We start from the raw sequence: 18,628 nt of genomic DNA, 5'->3' as shown, positions 1-18,628 counted from the left end.
TAAATTGGAAATCAGTGCGTTAAATTCGATTGGTTGACTTTTTTAAGATTTAATTTGGATAGAAATATATCGTTCGTATATTTGCAATCCCAAACGGGAGGAGTGGTAGTTCAGCTGGTTAGAATACATGCCTGTCACGCATGGGGTCGCGGGTTCGAGTCCCGTCCATTCCGCAAAAAAGCCTTCAGATTTTTTCTGAAGGCTTTTTGCTTTTATGATCTTTTTGTTTAGATAATTATTGGATAAAAAGATATCATTCTTATATTTGCCATCCCAAACGGGAGGAGTGGTAGTTCAGCTGGTTAGAATACATGCCTGTCACGCATGGGGTCGCGGGTTCGAGTCCCGTCCATTCCGCTAAGAAGCCTTCAGATTTTTTCTGAAGGCTTTTTGCTTTTATGACATTTAGCCCCGAGCGCTTAGATTAATAGTCCAAGCGCTTTTTTTATGTTCAAAACTCCGTATTGTGTTCTGGCATTTTCCTTCAAACATATACCTTAAAAGCAACCAAATCTATATACAAACCGTCCTAATTCTGGAAATAGCTGTTACAGGTGTGCAATTTTGTGTATACAACTGTAAAGAAACCAATAGTTATGTTACAAGTTAAGAGCAACATGCTATAAACCATTGATACCCTGCATACTGATTTAATAAATTTGATGTACGGAATGAGATAATTCCAGTTGCTTTTGATTTGGACAGCCAATCAAAAGATGACCGGTCATCTGTTTTGTTCCAAGGCACACCGTAAGTGAGGTAGCGAAGCTGTGCCGAGCCAATGCCTTAACCTATAAACCAGTCAATATTTTATCAGATGCATTACATCCTGTGTCGCAATAATCCAAATCATGAAAGATAATAATTTGATGTTGAGTGTGTGTTGTATCACTTATAATCATGAAAAGTTTATAGGTGAAGCACTTGATGGGTTTCTGATGCAAAAAACCAATTTCTCATTTGATATTGTTATCGGAGATGACTGCTCGACTGACGGTACTTCTGATGTAATAACGACATATCAAGAGCAATATCCCGATAAGATAAAATTGATCCGGAGTAGTAAAAATATTGGCGCCCATGAGAACATGCGGAACGTAGTTAAAGCTTGCACCGGGAAATATATAGCGCTTTGCGATGGCGACGATTATTGGACAGATCCAAATAAACTGCAAAAACAGGTGGATTTTCTGGAGCAGCATCCTGATTATGTAATGTGCTGCCACTACACACGGGTAATAGATACCAATTATAACACCCTGCATGTTGATCCGAGCCCGAAACCATTGGTACACACCTATCATGATCTGTTGGTTGGGAAGCAAGAAGAAACTAAGACCGCTACAGTTGTATATCGCAATGTTCAAGAGATTAGCCAGATTTTTGACGAAGCCTGGTATCTTGATTTCAACGCAGCTGATAAACTGCTGAAGATTTTTGCCACTTATAAAACAGCAGGTAAAATATATGTAATGCCCGAGGTGATGAGTTGCTACCGCAATCATGTTGGCGGTATATGGAGCATGATAGAGGCTGATGCCCGGAGAGATAAAGTAATCAACGATTTTAATCAGATCATCAGGCGCTTTAGCTACCGGGGACGTGAGAAGAGAAAGCTGTTATTGCTGTATTTAAAGAGAGACATTTTATTTGAATTGCGACGATTTAGAATACGCAAAGCATTTGATACCCTTAGATACCTAATCTAATTTAAACATATATTTTTATGGGATACCGTAGTTTTACTGTACAATACAGAAAAGAATGGGATGACTACGTCAATAGATCACTGCTGCACGACGTATTTCATTCTTGTACCTATCAGTCGTTAAACACTGAAGGAGAGCCGTTGCTATTTGTGTATGAGGAGGGCGATATGTTTATTGCTTTGCCTGTTGTGAAAAGAAAAGTTGAGGGTACTGATTTTTATGATATGACGTCGGTATACGGTTATTGCGGCCCAATCTCTAACGTTAATATAACAGAACTATCAGAAGTAATCTTGGCTGACTTTACGGCAGCATTTAAGCGTTTTATGACCGACCAGCGCGCCATTTGTATATTTTCAAGGCTTCACCCGTTTATAGATCAGTGCCATTTGCTGGAAAATATAGGCGGCGTAGTTGAAAATGGGTCAACTTTATACATGGATCTGTCCTCGTCCATTGATGATCAACGGAGCGGTTATGAAAAGAGACTCTCCCGCCAGGTACGGCAACTGCGCAATAAGGGTTATCTGATTAAAGAAGCAACCAATGCAGACGAGATTAAGGCTTTTGTTGATGTTTATCACAAAAACATGGATCGCTTACATGCCGCACCCATGTATTACTTTGACGAGGCATACTTTACCACCATATTAGAATTGGAGGGGTTTGACAGTAAGCTTCTGCTGGTGTATGACGGAACTGTGCTCACTTGCGGGGCCCTGGTATTGCTGTCAGATACTATTATCAGAAACCATCTTTCTGCCACATCTCCTGATTATTTGAGTGAATCGCCAAGCAAGCTGTTAACAGACGAAATAAGCGTGATGGGAAGGCGGCTTGGCAAAAAGATCTTTCATCTTGGCGGCGGTGTGGGTGGTAAAGAAGATTCACTTTTTGAGTTTAAAAAGCGTTTCTCAAACCTGCAGGTAAAAGATCATATATGGCGCTACGTTAATGACCGCGAGGCGTATGATGCTATTGTTGCCAAGGCAGGCGCCGATATTGATCTGCAATCGGGCTACTTCCCGCTTTACAGGCAGCCAAAAGAAAAACGAGACCCTATATTTCAAATAGCAAATTAATAACATGGAAAACAAGTTTAAATATTCAGACGCCGATTTGGATTCATTTGACCGTGTTATTAAAGAGCATGGTTGGATTATTTATGAAGACGTAATCAACCCCGCTCTTTTGCAGGAAATGATTGATTCGCTAAGTGGTTCATACCAAAAAAGGCGGGAGATACAGATAGCGAACGGGATAGCCGAAAATATGGATGGAACACTACATCACCTGGTAGAGCGGGATACGTTTGCCCTCCATTTCCTCGATCAAAAGTATTGCGATGCCCAGATAAGGCATTTTCTGGGTGGCAATTATATCATCAACTCGTTAGGGGCCGTCATCAATACCAAAAGTGCCGGGAGATATGTTCAAAACGTACATCGCGATATCAGGAGTTTTACGGGTGATTTTAAGCTGATGCTTCAGTTTATGGTTGTCCTTGATGACTTTACGCTTGAAAACGGCGCTACCTGGTTTCTATCCGGCTCGCACACCAACGAAGAAAAACCGGATGACGAGCATTTTTACAATAATGCCGATCGTGCTGTAGCAAAAAAGGGCAGCATGATTGCGTTTGATGCCAATTTATGGCACGCTGCCGGTAAGAACTATACCGACCAGCCCAGAAGAGCGCTAACCGGGGCTTTTACCCGCCCGTTCTTTAAGCCACAACTGGATTACCCAAGAGCGCTTGGTTATGCCTTTGGCGAAGAGTTAAATCCACATTTAAGGCAGGTTTTAGGTTATAACGCCAGGATTCCTGAAAATCTGCAGGAGTATTATCAGCCGGTTGAAAAAAGAATGTATCAACCAGGGCAAGGTTAGTCTGACAAGAACAGTTTCGTTTTTTCTTCAAAGTCTGTGGCTGTCATAATAGTTGACAGGCTTTGTAAAAATAAAGCTAGTAACATAGCTTATTGCTGGAGTGGGCCCCGGTGTCGTCCACTCCGCAATCAGGCCCTTATCCCGGCACTTGTGCCGGAATGAGGGCTTTTTCTGTTTATATAGGTATTTAAAGGAGATACGGGACGTAAAAATAAGCCAGTTGATCAACTAAAGATCGCTGCCATCTTATCCAGGCTTTGTTCAAGACCAATTTGGGCAAAGTTGCTCATGGTGCCAAAGTCTGCATATTCAGTAACGGTCATTTCTGTTTGGTTTGGCCCAAGCTCGCGGAAGGTTACTATCGTTTGGATCTCTGAGGGAAAATCTGCCGGCATGCCTACGCTGACAGGGTTGGTTTTCTGACCGTTCTCATCTGCCAGGCTTTGTATAAACTCAATTGTTTTTAGCGGGTCGATTTTTACGTAATCCCAAATAGAATACCATTCGCGGCCGCCCATTTCCTGCGGAGCCTTCATACTCACCAGCGATCGGCCACCCACCCGGAAGTCAATTTGCGCCATTGGCGATATAAAATGCCTGGGTCCCCACCATCGTTTAATCAGCTGCGGCTCAACCCAAACCCGCCACACCATTTCTACAGGCGCATTAAATACTTTAGTTACCTGAACTTGCTTGGCCATAATTTTTACCTCCTGATCTTTTTATTGCCTAGGCATTTTTCAAGGTTTCAATATCAAATTTCTTCATCTGCATAAATGCCTGTACCACACGCGGTCCTTTTTGAGGGTCTGACATTAGCTCACCTAATATGCTTGGCACTACCTGCCATGACAGGCCAAATTTGTCTTTACACCAACCACACTGGCTCTCCTGCCCACCGTCTGACGTCAGCCGATCCCAGTAATGATCAATTTCCTGCTGATCTTTGCAGGGGATAACAAAAGAAACAGCTTCATTAAATTTAAAATGAGGGCCGCCGTTCAGACCCATAAAGAGGGTCCCGTTTAGTTCAAAGTTTACGACCATCCCAGAGTCATTGATGATTTTTGAGTCAGGGAAGATGGTGCAGTAAAAATCTGCTGCAGCCCTGGCCTGACCATCAAACCATAAGCAAGGATACATTTGGTTGTTCATCTCTGTTTGTTTTATGTGATTAATAATTACTTGTCGGTTTTTGGCGATGCCTGCATTTCTTTCAGCAGGTCATCAATCGCATCAAGCCGTGTTTCCCATAATTTGCGGTAGGGTTCCAGCCATGCTGCTACTTCTTTTAATTTATTGGCATTGAAATGATAAAAGATTTCTCGGCCGTTTTGTGTTTGATTCAGCAGTTCACATTCAGTTAAAATCTGGATGTGCTTGGAGATAGTTTGTCTGGATGAGTTAAAGTTTCCGGCTATGGCGCCCGGCGTCATGGCTTGGGCAACAACCAGCGCCAGTATGGCCCGGCGGGTAGGATCGGCTATGGCTTGAAATACATCTCTACGTGTCTCCATTATTTATGCAGCTAAGTGACTGCAATATAATGCAGTTATTTGACTGCGCAAATTTTTTTAGAGAAATTTTTGTTCCCGGATCTATAATATGTAGTATCGGGCAGAATGAAAAGCCCTCATTTCTTCTGTAGAAATGAGGGCTTTTATGCTAATTAACTCAAGATGATGGCTAAACATACACTATCACGTCATTGCGAGGTGCGAACGTGATGACAAACTTTTTTTTATGCTGTAACAACAGTATGTTTCTTTACATAATCCGGGTCGATATCTACACCCAGGCCTGGACCTTGTGGTATTTTAACCACACCGTTCTCGCTTTTTAATGAAGAGTCTTTACATTCAAACGGCAGATTTTTGCTCAGGTCTTTAAACTCGTGGTATTTGCCGGCGTTAGGAATAGCCGAGATAAAGTGCGCCAGGTACACATAGCCAAAGCCATCACCTGTGGTGTGCGGCGTGCATACAGCGCCCATCACTTCGGCCATACGGGCTACGCGCATAGAGCGAATCATGCCGCCAAAGTAAAACTGGTCTTGCTGTACTATTTTGAGCGTTTTGGTGCCCAGCAACCAGCGGAAGTTACGCAGGCTTGGTTCCTGTTCGCCACCGGCAATTGGGATGTTAAGCGCGTCGGCCACTTGACGGGTTTCCTGATACCAGTCAAACGGTACGGGTTCTTCATAGAAGGCGTATTTATACTCTTCCATGATCTTACCAATGCGAATGGCTTCCTTCACGTCATAAGAACCATTGGCATCGGCAGAAATCACCATATCATCGCCAAAGGTTTTGCGCACCAGCGGGATCAACTGTTCTGAGCGCTTAGCCGGATATTCTACATGGCTCATCCGGCCGCCCAGCTTAAATTTAATGGCTTTGGCTTGCGATTGCGCTAGTTGCGCCTGCAGATGCCTGATGGTTTCTTCAGCGGTAATATCGCGCTCGCTATTGGCTTGGTAAACATGAATTTCTTTGTGATGAATATCGCCAATCAGCTGACCGATGGATTTGTTGGCAATGCGGCCCATCATATCCAGCAGGGCAAACTCCAGGGTAGCTACCGGATCCCAAAAGGCAACGCTTTGCAGCTTGTAATTGCTATCGTACACATAAACTTCTTCCAGCAGGGCCTCCAGGTTACGGGCGTCTTTACCAATAAAAAACGGCTGCAGGCGATTAACGAAAATGGGGTACAGGTAACGCATTTGCAGGCTGTTACCCACGGCCATGCCAACGGCGCCGTCTTTTGAGCGTACGCGGCATAAAAAGGTATCCTTGTAGCGCAGCAATTCAATGTTGTCAATAATCACCGGGTCTTTAAAAAGTTCTTTTTTTAGTACCGGGCGTTTTGCGGCTGCGTCAAGTCGGGCGTATTCGGCCTCGGTGGCATCATTGGTTTTGCCGAAAGAGGTTAATGGCAACGCGGCGGCCACGCTGCCCAAAGCGGCAGTAGCCAAAAAATTACGTCTGTTGGTATGCATATCGGTAAGTTGGGGTGGGCAGGCGCCCTGTTCATAATTGTTTCACCTAATATAGTTAACCCCATGCATGAATGGCGCGGTTGTTAAGTAACGATTTGAATAGATTTCAATATTTCAACCGTGTAAATGGAACACTTAACATTGCCCTTTGTTAAATTTACCACACAACTGATTATATATAATATTTCCTATGAGAAAATTCCGAATGGTATTGTTTGCCGCAGTGGCCCTGCTGGCATTTAGTTTGAAAAGTAAGGCACAAGCCTCTTTATTAGGTGGCATTAGCGATGAGTCTGAGTACTACAAATTTGCCAGCCTGGTGCGCGCATCAAACATTGGTGCAGATTTGGCAAAGGCGGTAACTTACACCGTATTTGCACCAGATAACACCACCTTCCGCGAAATGCCCACCAGCAAAATGGATAGCCTGAGTGCAGATCCTGCAGCTATGGCCAACTTCCTGAAAGGACACATTGTAAAAGGCAAATTGACCATGATGGCACTTGCTGCCAAGTTAACCGCGGGCAAGGGCAGAACCACGTTGGTTACGCTTTCTGGCCAAACACTTAAAATACAAAAAGTAGCTGGCAATAAAATATTGCTTACCGATGCCGCAGGCAATCAGATCCACTTTCTGGCATTTGATATTAAAGACCCGCATGGCGTGGTGCATGGTATTGACCATTGCATAGGTGTGAAGTAATTATCGTATGATTTATAAAAAGAGAAGGCCTGCTATCAATATAGCAGGCCTTCTCTTTTTTTATGAACTGTCGCGAGGTGCAGTAACCAACACGTCATTGCGAGGAACGAAGCAATCTCTGCAAAGGATATTCGAACATGCAAATCTGATGTGCAAGTACAGAGATTGCTTCGTTCCTCGCAATGACGAGATTGTCATTCGCGTCTCAATTATCTTCCTTTCTTTACTGCCGGAAATTTCATTTTATAATCAACACTTACCATCCCGCGTGAAATTTCGCCCAGTTTCTTTTCAATCAGGCGCTTGCGTAGTGGGTTTAGTTTATCGGTGAACAGCTTGCCTTCAATATGGTCATACTCGTGCTGAATTACGCGGGCAGCCAGACCTTTAAAAGTTTCTTCGTGGTGTTTCCACTCCTCGTCATAGTATGACAGGCGCACTACCGGCTGGCGGTAAACGTCCTCGCGAATGTCTGGTATGCTCAGGCAGCCTTCGTTAAAAGCCCATTCTTCGCCGGTTTCTTCTTCAATACAGGCGTTGATGAATACTTTTTTAAAGTCTTTCAGCTCCGGCTCGTCATCATCAAACGGCGAGGCATCAATTACAAACATGCGGATAGAGTGACCCACCTGCGGCGCAGCCAGTCCTACACCCCGGGCGTTATACATGGTTTCAAACATGTCTTCGGCAAACTGTTTAATGTTGGGGTATTCTTGCGGACTAATATCGCGTGCCTTTTTACGCAGTACTGGGTCGCCATAGGCGATGATCGGTAATTTCATAATACAAATTTACAGCCTTTTTAGATTGATTACAAACAGGGAGAAGGTGGCCGGGGTGGGTTTCTTGCGTAGCTTTTTGATGTAATATCTTAAATTAGTATTGTCATATCATTAACCGGAACCATATCATGAAAAAAGCAGCAATGCTAATACTGTTTATCTTATCGGTCTGTTCAGTCGCCAACTCGCAGAAGATCAGTATTATAACCTGGTCAAGCCATATTGCTGATTCATTAAGAAACGCGGGTGTAGATACCATGCTTTATTACAATGAAGTTTGCGGCGAATGTTCTGTTGCAATATTGCCCAAAGACTCATTAACAAAGGCCGGTGTAGGATGCGATGTGAAAGAGAGTTACACGCAACTAGCTAATATTTTTCTATATCGGCAGCGTGGCAGGTATTACTCGCTTGAGTTTAACTGCCAATATCCGATGATTAAGCGGGCATTGGGCGCATGTCTGTCAATACCCTATGCTTTGACCATTATTAAAATATTGAACGCTCGTGATGCCTGGTTCAAGAAAAGGCGAAAACTTAAATACTTTTTTCTTCCACCAATAGTTACGGATGTTGCTCAATATGCTGCCACTATCAGGGCGGGAAAGTTGAGACAAGAAGCCAATATTAGTGCGGATCAGCAAGGCGAGTATCACTATCTATGGAAAAGATACTTCTGGATCGACCCACAAATAAAACTGTTCCGTTTGATACACCAAGATTTGAAATAGATGAAGCAAGTCTCCCCTTCGGGGAGATTTATAGGGGTTATTCCGGTTCAAAAGTTAAAACAGATAATGCTTCGGGCTGCAAAATCTCATTGCTAATTTCCAGCAATTCCTCGGCTGTTACGGCGTTTACCTTCTCAAAAACTTCTTCCAGTGTATCAATCCGGTTAAAATCAAGCAGGCTTTTGGTCATGGATAGGATGAGGCTCATCCGGTTTTCTTCGGCCAGGGCTATCTGACCTATGAATTTTTGTTTGGCCTGGTGCAGTTGCACGGTGCCCAGCTTTTTATCGCGCAGACGCTTCAACTCGCGGTATACCAGTTTCATGGCCTTGGCTGCTTTCTCCTCATCGGTACCAAAGTAAATGTTGAAAATGCCGGTATCGGTAAGCGAGGTATAGCTTGACTCGATGGTATAGGCAATCCCATGTTTTTCTCGAATTTCCAGGTTCAGCCTACTGCTCATGCCCATGCCGCCCAGATAGTTATTGAGCAGTAAAAGGCCATAACGATAGGGGTGAGCCGATGAATAGGCCTGCCCGCCCAGCACGCAATGTGTTTGGGTGATGGGTTTGCTCACGCTGATATCTTCAGCTTTAACTGCTTTAGGCGCTAGGCGATGCTTAACCGGATGATGCGCCGGGATGGCTGCAAAATACTTTTCAAACAGTTTGATCAGCTTCTTAAAGTCATAATCACCAGATACGCCGAAGATCATCTCGGCGGTATTGTAATTGCTTTGGATAAAGTGATCAATATCCGTTTTGCTCAGGTTCTTTACGCTCTCTGTCGCGCCCAGAATGTTGTTGCCCAGGGTATGGCCTTTAAAAATCAGTCCCTCAAAATCATCCATAATGGCTTCTTCGGGCTGGTCAAGGTACGAGGCAATTTCATCCAGTATCACGCCGCGCTCTTTCTCCAGTTCCTCCTGCGGGAAGGTGGAGTGAAACACCAGGTCTTCAAACAAGTCGAGTGCGCGTTCAAGGTGTTGCTTTAGTAACGATGCGTGCAGGCAGGTATATTCTTTGGTGGTGTAGGCATTCAGATCGGCCCCCACCAGTTCCAGGTGATTCAGGATCTGGGCTGTGTTACGGCGCTTGGTAGCTTTAAATAAGAGGTGTTCTATAAAATGGGCCAGTCCGTCTTTACCTTCGGCCTCATCGCGTGCGCCGGCATTCACCATAAAGCAGCAATGGGTAATGTGCGATGGGGTGTGCTTAAACAATAGTCTGATGCCGTTGGGCAGCGTGTGTACCTGGTGATCGATCATATAAGGGTATAAAGATAAGCTTATCTGCAGGATAATATTTTATCGGTTTAAACGATTAATATATAAATTAGTAGGATGAAAATTAAAGTTGCCGACCTTGAATTTGAAAAACTGATTACTGCCGAGACCATCCAGCAACGCATTGCCGATCTGGCGCGGCACATCAGCGAAGACTATCAGGATCGCAACCCGATTTTTCTCGGTATCCTGAACGGCAGCTTCCTCTTTATTGCCGATCTGATCAAACACATCGACTGGCCCTGCGAGATCACTTTTACTAAACTGGCTTCTTACTACGGCGGTACTGCCAGCAGTGGAAAGATCCGGGAGGATATTGATATCACCGTAGACCTGAGAGATCGCCATGTTATAGTAGTTGAAGATATTGTTGATACCGGCAACACCCTGGCTTACCTGGTAGAAAAGCTATACCAGCGTCAGCCAGCCTCTATCACCGTATGCTCGTTATTGTTAAAACCCGAAGCTATTGTGGTGCCGGTAGAAGAACTGCACTATGTAGGTTTCAATATCCAGAACGAGTTTGTGCTGGGTTATGGATTGGATTACAAAGAGCAGGGTCGTAATTTGAATGATCTTTACAGGAAGGTGTAGGTTATGTTGCGCTTGCCGGTAAGTTGGGCCTTCGCGCGCCCTTCGACGGAGCTCAGGATGACATCCTCCGCTTCTTTCGAGTCACCCCTATTCGCCCGGTTAAGCGTCTGCGCTTGACCGTAATATAAACTGCAAGCGTCCACGCTTGCTTTCTTCAGCGTGGACGCTGAAGGCTTTTGTTTCAGTCAAGCGTGGACGCTTGACCGGGCAAAAGAGGGTAGTGTGAGATTATCGTCTCCCAAACAAAATCAGGATATGCTATCTTTATCCTGTATGATCCCATTACTTACTGCCACCCAGATTAAGCAAGCCGATGCGCATACCATAGCGCACGAGCCCGTCTCGTCCATCGATCTGATGGAGCGGGCCTCCAAAGCTTTCGTGGGCTGGTTTGTTAATCGTTTTTCTGATAAAAAACAGGGTATTAGCGTGTATTGCGGCACTGGCAATAATGGTGGCGATGGATTGGCTATTGCCCGCATATTGGTAGATCATGGTTATAAGGCAGTTAAAGTATTTGTAGCTCGTTTTAGTGCCAAGGCAAGCGATGACTTTAACGCTAACCTGCAAAATTTGCAGCAGGCCGGTATCGGCTTTAAAGAAATTAATAAAGGCGATGATTTACCTGCGGATCATAATCCGGTGATGATTGATGCACTGCTGGGTAGCGGCATCAACAAGCCGCTGGATGGCGACTATGAGCGGCTGGTTAAACATCTTAATGGGATGCAGCGCACGGTTGTATCCGTAGATGTACCTACGGGTTTATTTACAGATGGCGAGATGCCGAAAGGTATAACAGCGCTACGTGCCAATCTGGTGATCACCTTTCAGCAGCCTAAACTTAACTTTCTGTTGCCAGAATCGGGCCCGTATATCAATTGCTGGGAGGTGGTAAATATCGGACTGGATGAAAGTTTTATCCATTCGCTCAACTCGCCCTATCAGTTTGTGGAGGAAAAAGATATCAGGGCGATGTTGAAGCCACGGCATCGCTTTAGCAACAAAGGTACTTATGGCCATGCGCTGCTCATTGCCGGTCAGCCGGAAACGATGGGGGCGGCACTGCTTACTTCGTCGGCCTGCGTGCATGCCGGGGCGGGGCTAACTACTGCCTGCGTGCCCGAGAGCGGCTTGACGGCCTTGAACAGCTATCAACCCGAGGTGATGGCCATTGTGCGCAAAGGCGGTGGTTTGCCTGAGATTAGTTGGGATAAGTTTAGCGTGATTGGCATTGGTCCGGGTTTGGGTAAAGATGATGACGCACGTGCGCTGTTATCGGCCTTATTTCAATATTATAATAAGCCGGTGGTGATTGACGCCGATGCCCTGAACCTGTTAGCAGAAGATAAAAATCTGCTAAAACGGATCCCTAAAGGGAGCGTGCTTACGCCGCACATGAAAGAGTTTGACCGTCTGTTTGGCGATCATCAAAACTGGTGGCAGCGTATGCAAACGGCCATGCAAAAGGCACAAGAACTGCAACTCGTCATCCTGCTTAAAAATGATTATACTATGGTAGCCACGCCAAATGGTAAGCTCTATTTCAACTCCACTGGCAACGCAGCTATGGCCGGCGGTGGTATGGGAGATGTGTTGACAGGGGCGATTACGGCGCTAATGGCCCAGAAATACTCGCCAGAACAGGCCTGTATTATCGGCGCTTATGTACATGGTAAAGCGGGTGATGAGCTGGCGCTACCCAACCGGATGCATGTGGTATTGCCGGGTAAGTTGATAACGCAACTGCCGGTTACGATGGCGAGACTGAGGGAAGCATAGCACAGAACTGCTGTTGAGGGAGGGTGTCATCCTGAGCTTTGTCGAAGGGCGCGCGAAGGCCCAATTGCAAAGCCAAAGCACGATGATCAGGCCCCCGCACGTGTTTCGACGAAGCTCAACATGACACCCCTTTTATTTTTATTCTTTCCTATTGAAATCCAGATCCGGCATTTTTTACTAATAAAAAAAGGGATGCAGGTATTATGCATCCCTTTTTTTCTATTAACTGATCTTATAAAGAACAAAATACTCTTTCGCCTTATAAGACGCAGTAAGTCAGGATATATTACAGAAAAAAGTGTTAAAAAATGTTAAAATTGCCCCAGCACCATCATGTTGCTTAATGTGGGATTAACACTGCCGCCGTGGGGTTCAAGCGTTACGGCGAAGGCTTGCGGAGCATCTACCGATTTCATGACCTTCATGGCTTCGGCGCTGTCGGGCTTCATGTCAAATACGCCCAGATCAACGGGTTTGCCAGCCACAATGGCCCACAACTGGTATTGATGGGTGCTATCATTAACTGGTAGTTTGGCGCTGGCCATATCAATCATTACTTTTTTTGCTTCGGGATTCCAGGCCACCATCATTGATGATGCCGGGCTTTTAGCCTGGCCTTTCATCCTGATCATGTGGTAAGCCGTATCTCTAAACATATCCAGCTGATCTTGCTGGTAACTTACTGTTTTGCTGAAACGCTGGTTCTGTGCGCTCATGGCCAGCAACTTGTCATTTGATACTTGTAGTTTGCTGTAGATATTGATTAATGCAGCCACGCTTACCAACAATAAAGCCAGGCAGGCGGCAAAGGCATATTTGTAAAAATTATTGGGTTTTGCAGCTGGCAGTTGTGCCACTTTAGCCGGTTCTTCCGGTGCTTTTCTGCTTGGGAAAGTATGGTCATCAGCCAGGTTGGTGAGCAGGCTGTTCAGCACACGGTCGCGCAGGGCTTCAGATGGTTCTATGCTTTGTGCGGCAGCATAGAGTTCAAGCGAGCGTTCAATTTCATTTAGCTCGGCCTTAACGGCGGGGTGTTTCAAAGCCATATCTTCCACCCCTGCTTTTTCCTGCGCGGTAACTTCGCCCAGTACATAAAGCTCCAGGATGCCCGATTCGATATATGCCTTTACGTCTTCCACCATTAGTTAAAATGTTTCCTTAGTTCCAGTATTGCCATTCGCAAACGGGTTTTAACGGTCCCCAACGGGATGCCAAGCTCATCAGCTGCCTCCACGTGAGTGTAACCTTTAAAATAAACCAGCTCAAGGATTGATTTTTGCTCGGGTCTTAGCGTATTGACCAATTCTTTGATACCCAGCAGTTCGGGTTTGTAAACTGCGCTTCTGTTCTCGTCGATCAGATTTACGTTGTTTTCGATATCCTGGTTTTTATTCTGGTTACGAAAATCTTTGGAACGTATTTTGTCGATAGAGAGATTGCGGGCAATGTTTACCATCCAGGTAAATAAGCGTCCTTTATCAGCACTGTAGCTGCTGAAAGATTGCCAGATCTTAACAAAGGTTTCCTGCAAAATGTCTTCTGCCAGGGTCTCTTCATTAACTATGCGTAAAATAACGCCGTACAACGAGGCGGAGTACATATCATACAACGCTTCGGCGGCAACCTTTTCGCGTCTGCGCAAAAGTTGCACCAATTCCTCTTCGCTGAGTGATATTTGGCGTTTCTTACTCAATCTATGATGAAGATAGAAAGGAAATTCTATATTTCAAACAAATGCTTTTCGGCATGGTATGATGAACGTACCAGCGGGCCGCTTTCCACATACTTAAAGCCTTTGCTCATGCCCACCTCTTTGTAATAAGCAAATTGATCAGGGTGGATCCAGTCAATAACCGGGTGGTGGTTACGGGTTGGTTGCAGGTACTGGCCCAGGGTGAGGATGTGCACGCCGGCAGCCAGCAGATCGTCCATGGCTTCCAGTACGTCTTCTTCTTTTTCGCCCAGGCCCAGCATAATGCCAGATTTAGTGCGTAAACCGGCAGCAGAAATACGGCTCAAAGCCTCCAGACTGCGGTCATATTTAGCCTGAATACGTACTTCGCGGGTAAGGCGGCGCACGGTTTCCAGGTTGTGCGATACCACTTCAGGTCGCACAGCAATAACACGGTCAAGGTTATCCCAAACGCCGCGGAAATCTGGCAATAGGGTTTCCAGTGTAGTTTCCGGGCTTTCGCGACGGATAGCGTTGATGGTTTCGGCCCAGATGATGGAGCCGCCGTCTTTCAGATCGTCACGGTCTACCGATGTGATTACGCAGTGTTTTACCTGCATCAGCTTTACTGACTGCGCTACGCGGTTAGGCTCGTCGGTGTCAACAGCCAACGGGCGACCGGTTGCTACCGCACAGAAAGAGCATGAGCGGGTACAGATGTTACCCAGTATCATAAACGTGGCCGTGCCTGCGCCCCAGCACTCGCCCATGTTAGGACAGTTGCCGCTCTCGCAAATGGTGTGTAGTTTATGTTCGTCAACCAGGCCGCGCACATGTGCATACTCTTTGCCAATGGGTAGCTTTACACGCAGCCAATCTGGCTTGCGTTGAACCTGGTTTGCTGGAATTACCGGTAAATCAATCATCAATGCAAAAATAGGTAAAAAAGTTAGAAAGGTTAAAGCCGTAAAAAACGTGACGGGAAGGCGACAGTTTTGGACCTGGATTTAACGAATTTTTAGGATTTACAGAATTTGGGTTAAGATTTAAACTTTTAAGAGGTTATTGGGTATAGTATCCTGTAAATCCTGGTTTTATAAAAAAAGCCTGCTTTTGGCAGGCTCCTCTTTATGCGTGTTTTTGTTTTAGTTTCTGCTTTTTACGCGCACGGGTTTCAACTCCCGGCGGTTTTGCATTGTAGCAGTTACTACAAAGAAAGCCGAAATTAGAAGCCCTGCAACGGCGGCCATCATGCGCCAGCTCTGGTTCAGCTCAATGCTTTTTATTAAGAAAGCGATATCAAGCGTTGCAAAAATTAACCAGGTGATAAGGGGGGTAACCAGTTTCTTGTTCATAAGTACTTGGATTTAAAGTAAAGCAATGTATGTAAAACGTTTAGTAACCCGAAATATTTCAGGTTGATAATTACGGTTAGCCCCCACCCCAACCCCTCTCCTTGGGAGAGGGGCTTGAAATTGCATTTGGAGCCTTACGCCGAGGTTTATTTCTTCTCCGGATAAAGGATCAACTTAATAAGATTGTTGCCGCTCAGGTACTTGTTGGCCGCATCTTTAGTGGTTTGCACGGTCACTTTTGGCAGGTCGGCAATGTGGCTGAGTACTCTGGCAGGGTTTTCCTGGTTTTGTGATGAACTAACCAGTGTGCTTGCCCAGAAAGTATTTTCTTTCAGTTGCACCTCGGTAGAGCGTTTCTCTTCCGCGGCAAATTTCTGGATATCGCCAGGCTCGGCACCGTTTTGTTTAATCTTTTCAATTTCCTCCATGGTGGCGTTCACCAGTTTATCTACATTGGCCGGGGCACAGGTAAAATAAACGGTAAAGCTGTAGCGGTTGGCTGGCAATTTGCTGTAGCCCGCCCGCACACCAGGTGCATAAACACCGCCTTCTTTCTCGCGTAGGCGTTCAATCAGTTTAATGTTCAGTATTTCTTCCAGCGCATCAATTTGCAGGTTGTTGTCATCGTTGTAAACATAATCGCCGCTGAAAACAATTTGTACGCTGCTCTTATCGCCAATGCCTTTATAAACCTCTTTGGTTATTTTGCCGGCAGGAGCGTGAATACCCAGGTTTTTATAAGTTTCCTTGCTGTTGGTTGCCGGCAAGCCGCCCAGATATTTCTCTAGCAGCGGTTTAATTTTCTCTACATCAAAGTTGCCCACCAGGGTAAAGGTAAAGCCCGATGCATCCGCAAAGCGCGCCTTGTAGAAATTGTAGGCCACATCCAGGTTGGCTTGGTTAAGGCGCTCGGCAGTCATGGTCATGCGGCGGATGCTGTGATTGCCCAGTGTGGCTACTACAGTATCCTGATAAACCGAGGAAGGGTCAAGACTGCGGTTAGCCAGTACAGACTTAGTTTGCGTCATGTTTGATTGCCAGATATCGGCATCCTTACGCGGCTGGGTAAAGTAGAGGTAAACCAGTTGCAGCGCCGTTTCAAAATCTTTTGGGGTTGATGAACCGCGAACGCCCTGCGTAGTTTCTGAGATATATGGCGATATGCTGATGTTTTTGCCCGCCAGCATTTTGTCTAGCTGTATTTGAGTAAAGTTGGCTATACCGCTGCTTCCCACAGTGTTGGCTGCCAGACTGGCCGAGGTATAATCAGCATCGCTGACCAGTGATGTACCACCGAAGCTATAACCATTGATCAGGATCTGATCGTTCTTAAAGTCGGTTGGCTTTAAGATCACTTTAACGCCATTTCCAAGGGTGAGGGTGGTGGTGTTAATGGCTGCATCTTTGGTTTCAGCTGTTATCTTGCTGCCGGTTGGCTCTTTAGCCAGCAGCGGGTCTTTGCTTACGTTATCTACATAAGCAGTAACACCCTGTCCAGATTCTTTGATCCAGTTCAGCAGCGTTTGCTCTGTTGGCAGGTTGGCTTTCTCTTTCTCTGGTGCCTGAACAATTACCACGCGGTTTTGATCGCTGATGAATTTGCCGGCCATAGCGTTGATATCACTCAGCTTGATACCGTCAATGTTCTCTTTGTAAAAGTTGTACTCAAACTCTATCCCCGGAATAGCTTCGCCTTTAAGGAAGTTACGCTGATACTCCTGTACAAAATTTACCGAGCGGGTTTTGTCTTTCTCTTTATAAACATTCTCCATGCTGGTCATGGTGGCCTGTTTGGCGCGCGCCAGCTCCGTTTCGGTAAAACCAAATTTGCGGGCGCGTTCCACCTCATCTAAAACTGCGGTAACGGCTGTTTTTAACTCTGAGGCAGATTTGGCCACCGCTGCCGTGTTAAACGCATTTTGATTGGCCAGAAAACCGCCATAACTAGCCTGTGCAAACAGAAACGGTGGGTTTGGTTTTTGTAGCAGTTCGCCCAAACGCGCGTTGATCATCTGGTTAAAAAGATCTACACGGATATCTTCCAGGTACTGGGTAGCAGTTTTTGAAACCGTTGCAGGGTGCTTTACATAAATTTGTACCACGTTGTACGGATACTCTTTATCGGTAACAATTTTAACCGCGGTGCCGGCTGTGGCCGGTACCGAGTATTTGGTGCGCGGTTTTTCTTTAGCCGGATTTTTTAGCTCTGAGAAGTTTTCTTTAATTAGCGCTTCAACGCGTTTCGGGTCGAAATCGCCAACGGCAATTACGGCCTGCAGGTCCGGGCGATACCAGTCTTTATAGAAAGACTTAATGGTCTCTGGTTTAAAATTGCGCAGTATATCTTCTTTACCAATAGGCAAACGCTCGGCATAGCGCGAGTTGTTAAGTAATACCGGCAACACCTGCTGCTGCATACGCTCGCTGGCGTTTTTGCCGCGCAGGCGTTCTTCTTCCAGCACTACGCCGCGCTCGGCATCAATTTCTTTTGGGTCAAAAGATAACATGCCTGCCCAATTGGCCAGTATGTCAAAGCCTTTTTCAAAAATGGCGGTGCTATCGGTTGGTAATGGTAGCTGGTATACCGTTTCATCAAATGAGGTATAAGCATTTAAATCGGCACCAAACTTTACGCCCGATTTTTGCAGGTAGTTTACCAGCTCGTTCTTCGGGAAATCGCGCGTGCCATTGAAGGCCATGTGCTCTGTAAAGTGGGCCAGACCACGCTGGTCATCGTTCTCTAAAACAGAGCCAGCTTTGTTAACCAGGTATAACTCAGCCCGGTTTTTGGGCTCGATATTTTTGCGGATGTAGTAAGTTAACCCGTTTGGCAGGTGACCGATAATTACATTCGGATCAACCGGCAGTAAATCCCCGCGCAGCTGGGCGGCCAGCGCCGCTGGTTTTTCAACAGGTGATACTACAGGTTTTCTTTTGACTTGAGCAAAAGCGCCGCTAGTAGCCATTAGCAATGCCAACGCAGCAACGGCGTTTCTGTTATGAAGTTTCATACGTGCTTATTTTATATGGCTAAGATGCAAAACTAACAGGGTAGTTACAACAAGGGGGGTATTTTTGACCGTGGCATATAAAGCTACGCACCCGTTTGGGGTCTACGCAATGT

The 18,628-nt window shown here is 45.7% G+C and carries 18 protein-coding genes and 2 tRNA genes; 9 read left to right on the top strand and 11 right to left on the bottom strand.

Features of this window, described 5'->3' with window-relative positions; translation table 11 throughout:
• The first annotated feature begins 99 nt into the window (after positions 1 to 99).
• The 5 genes from ABZR88_RS18935 (at position 100) to ABZR88_RS18915 (ending at position 3,599) form a co-directional block, all read left to right on the top strand.
• Positions 100 to 173: transfer RNA gene (locus tag ABZR88_RS18935), tRNA-Asp, on the top strand.
• Positions 174 to 283: 110 nt separating this feature from the next.
• Positions 284 to 357 (top strand) — tRNA-Asp (locus ABZR88_RS18930).
• 494 nt (positions 358 to 851) lie between these two features.
• Positions 852 to 1,709 carry a glycosyltransferase gene (locus tag ABZR88_RS18925; RefSeq protein WP_107827525.1) on the top strand — a complete coding sequence of 286 codons (858 nt, stop codon included), beginning with the start codon at positions 852 to 854 and terminating at the stop codon, positions 1,707 to 1,709.
• A gap of 17 nt (positions 1,710 to 1,726) precedes the next feature.
• The gene (locus ABZR88_RS18920; RefSeq protein ID WP_107827524.1) at positions 1,727 to 2,791 is read left to right on the top strand and encodes a GNAT family N-acetyltransferase; all 1,065 of its coding nucleotides are present in this window, start codon (positions 1,727 to 1,729) and stop codon (positions 2,789 to 2,791) included.
• Positions 2,792 to 2,795: 4 nt separating this feature from the next.
• A complete protein-coding gene (locus ABZR88_RS18915) occupies positions 2,796 to 3,599 on the top strand; it encodes a phytanoyl-CoA dioxygenase family protein (RefSeq protein WP_107827523.1) in 804 nt (267 codons plus the stop codon).
• 224 nt (positions 3,600 to 3,823) lie between these two features.
• Here ABZR88_RS18915 and ABZR88_RS18910 read toward each other — a convergent pair whose 3' ends face one another.
• From ABZR88_RS18910 to ABZR88_RS18895, 4 genes are all read right to left on the bottom strand, one after another.
• A complete protein-coding gene (locus ABZR88_RS18910; RefSeq protein WP_107827522.1) occupies positions 3,824 to 4,300 on the bottom strand; it encodes an SRPBCC domain-containing protein in 477 nt (158 codons plus the stop codon).
• Between the two features lie 28 nt (positions 4,301 to 4,328).
• Complete coding sequence (locus tag ABZR88_RS18905; RefSeq protein WP_107827521.1) at positions 4,329 to 4,754, bottom strand: VOC family protein; 426 nt, start codon at positions 4,752 to 4,754, stop codon at positions 4,329 to 4,331.
• Positions 4,755 to 4,780: 26 nt separating this feature from the next.
• Positions 4,781 to 5,116: a helix-turn-helix transcriptional regulator gene (locus tag ABZR88_RS18900; RefSeq protein ID WP_107827520.1), complete on the bottom strand. Its 336-nt coding sequence runs from the start codon at positions 5,114 to 5,116 to the stop codon at positions 4,781 to 4,783.
• Between the two features lie 224 nt (positions 5,117 to 5,340).
• Complete coding sequence (locus ABZR88_RS18895; RefSeq protein WP_107827519.1) at positions 5,341 to 6,600, bottom strand: mandelate racemase/muconate lactonizing enzyme family protein; 1,260 nt, start codon at positions 6,598 to 6,600, stop codon at positions 5,341 to 5,343.
• A gap of 190 nt (positions 6,601 to 6,790) precedes the next feature.
• Here ABZR88_RS18895 and ABZR88_RS18890 point away from each other — a divergent pair, with 190 nt between their 5' ends.
• Entirely contained in the window at positions 6,791 to 7,303 is a 513-nt protein-coding gene (locus ABZR88_RS18890) for a fasciclin domain-containing protein (RefSeq protein ID WP_107827518.1), read from the top strand.
• 209 nt (positions 7,304 to 7,512) lie between these two features.
• Here ABZR88_RS18890 and def read toward each other — a convergent pair whose 3' ends face one another.
• Complete coding sequence (gene def / locus ABZR88_RS18885; RefSeq protein ID WP_107827517.1) at positions 7,513 to 8,085, bottom strand: peptide deformylase; 573 nt, start codon at positions 8,083 to 8,085, stop codon at positions 7,513 to 7,515.
• Between the two features lie 128 nt (positions 8,086 to 8,213).
• Here def and ABZR88_RS18880 point away from each other — a divergent pair, with 128 nt between their 5' ends.
• Complete coding sequence (locus ABZR88_RS18880) at positions 8,214 to 8,816, top strand: hypothetical protein (protein ID WP_146166488.1); 603 nt, start codon at positions 8,214 to 8,216, stop codon at positions 8,814 to 8,816.
• A gap of 37 nt (positions 8,817 to 8,853) precedes the next feature.
• Here the strand turns inward: ABZR88_RS18880 and ABZR88_RS18875 are convergent, their stop codons facing one another.
• On the bottom strand, positions 8,854 to 10,080 hold the full coding sequence (locus ABZR88_RS18875) for a pitrilysin family protein (RefSeq protein WP_211309777.1): 1,227 nt from the start codon (positions 10,078 to 10,080) through the stop codon (positions 8,854 to 8,856).
• 78 nt (positions 10,081 to 10,158) lie between these two features.
• Between ABZR88_RS18875 and hpt the strand changes: the two genes are divergently transcribed.
• Positions 10,159 to 10,695 (top strand): hypoxanthine phosphoribosyltransferase, encoded by a 537-nt coding sequence (hpt, locus tag ABZR88_RS18870; protein WP_107827514.1) that lies wholly within the window; start codon positions 10,159 to 10,161, stop codon positions 10,693 to 10,695.
• Between the two features lie 273 nt (positions 10,696 to 10,968).
• Positions 10,969 to 12,477, top strand: coding sequence for an NAD(P)H-hydrate dehydratase (locus ABZR88_RS18865; RefSeq protein WP_107827513.1), 1,509 nt, complete (start codon positions 10,969 to 10,971; stop codon positions 12,475 to 12,477).
• A gap of 311 nt (positions 12,478 to 12,788) precedes the next feature.
• Here ABZR88_RS18865 and ABZR88_RS18860 read toward each other — a convergent pair whose 3' ends face one another.
• From ABZR88_RS18860 to ABZR88_RS18840, 5 genes are all read right to left on the bottom strand, one after another.
• Complete coding sequence (locus ABZR88_RS18860) at positions 12,789 to 13,619, bottom strand: anti-sigma factor (protein ID WP_107827512.1); 831 nt, start codon at positions 13,617 to 13,619, stop codon at positions 12,789 to 12,791.
• Positions 13,619 to 14,170: an RNA polymerase sigma factor gene (locus tag ABZR88_RS18855; RefSeq protein ID WP_107827511.1), complete on the bottom strand. Its 552-nt coding sequence runs from the start codon at positions 14,168 to 14,170 to the stop codon at positions 13,619 to 13,621. Before ABZR88_RS18855 ends, ABZR88_RS18860 begins: the two co-directional genes overlap by 1 nt.
• Positions 14,171 to 14,196: 26 nt before the next feature.
• Positions 14,197 to 15,075: a lipoyl synthase gene (gene lipA, locus ABZR88_RS18850; protein ID WP_107827510.1), complete on the bottom strand. Its 879-nt coding sequence runs from the start codon at positions 15,073 to 15,075 to the stop codon at positions 14,197 to 14,199.
• A gap of 219 nt (positions 15,076 to 15,294) precedes the next feature.
• The gene (locus ABZR88_RS18845) at positions 15,295 to 15,504 is read right to left on the bottom strand and encodes a hypothetical protein (RefSeq protein ID WP_107827509.1); all 210 of its coding nucleotides are present in this window, start codon (positions 15,502 to 15,504) and stop codon (positions 15,295 to 15,297) included.
• Positions 15,505 to 15,650: 146 nt separating this feature from the next.
• A complete protein-coding gene (locus ABZR88_RS18840; protein WP_107827508.1) occupies positions 15,651 to 18,515 on the bottom strand; it encodes a pitrilysin family protein in 2,865 nt (954 codons plus the stop codon).
• Between the last annotated feature and the right edge of the window lie 113 nt (positions 18,516 to 18,628).

It is taken from the genome of Mucilaginibacter yixingensis (assembly GCF_041080815.1).
Lineage (GTDB): Bacteria > Bacteroidota > Bacteroidia > Sphingobacteriales > Sphingobacteriaceae > Mucilaginibacter > Mucilaginibacter yixingensis.
The sequence above is the reverse complement of the archived record's forward strand: the minus strand, read 5'-3'. Positions and strand labels throughout refer to the sequence as shown.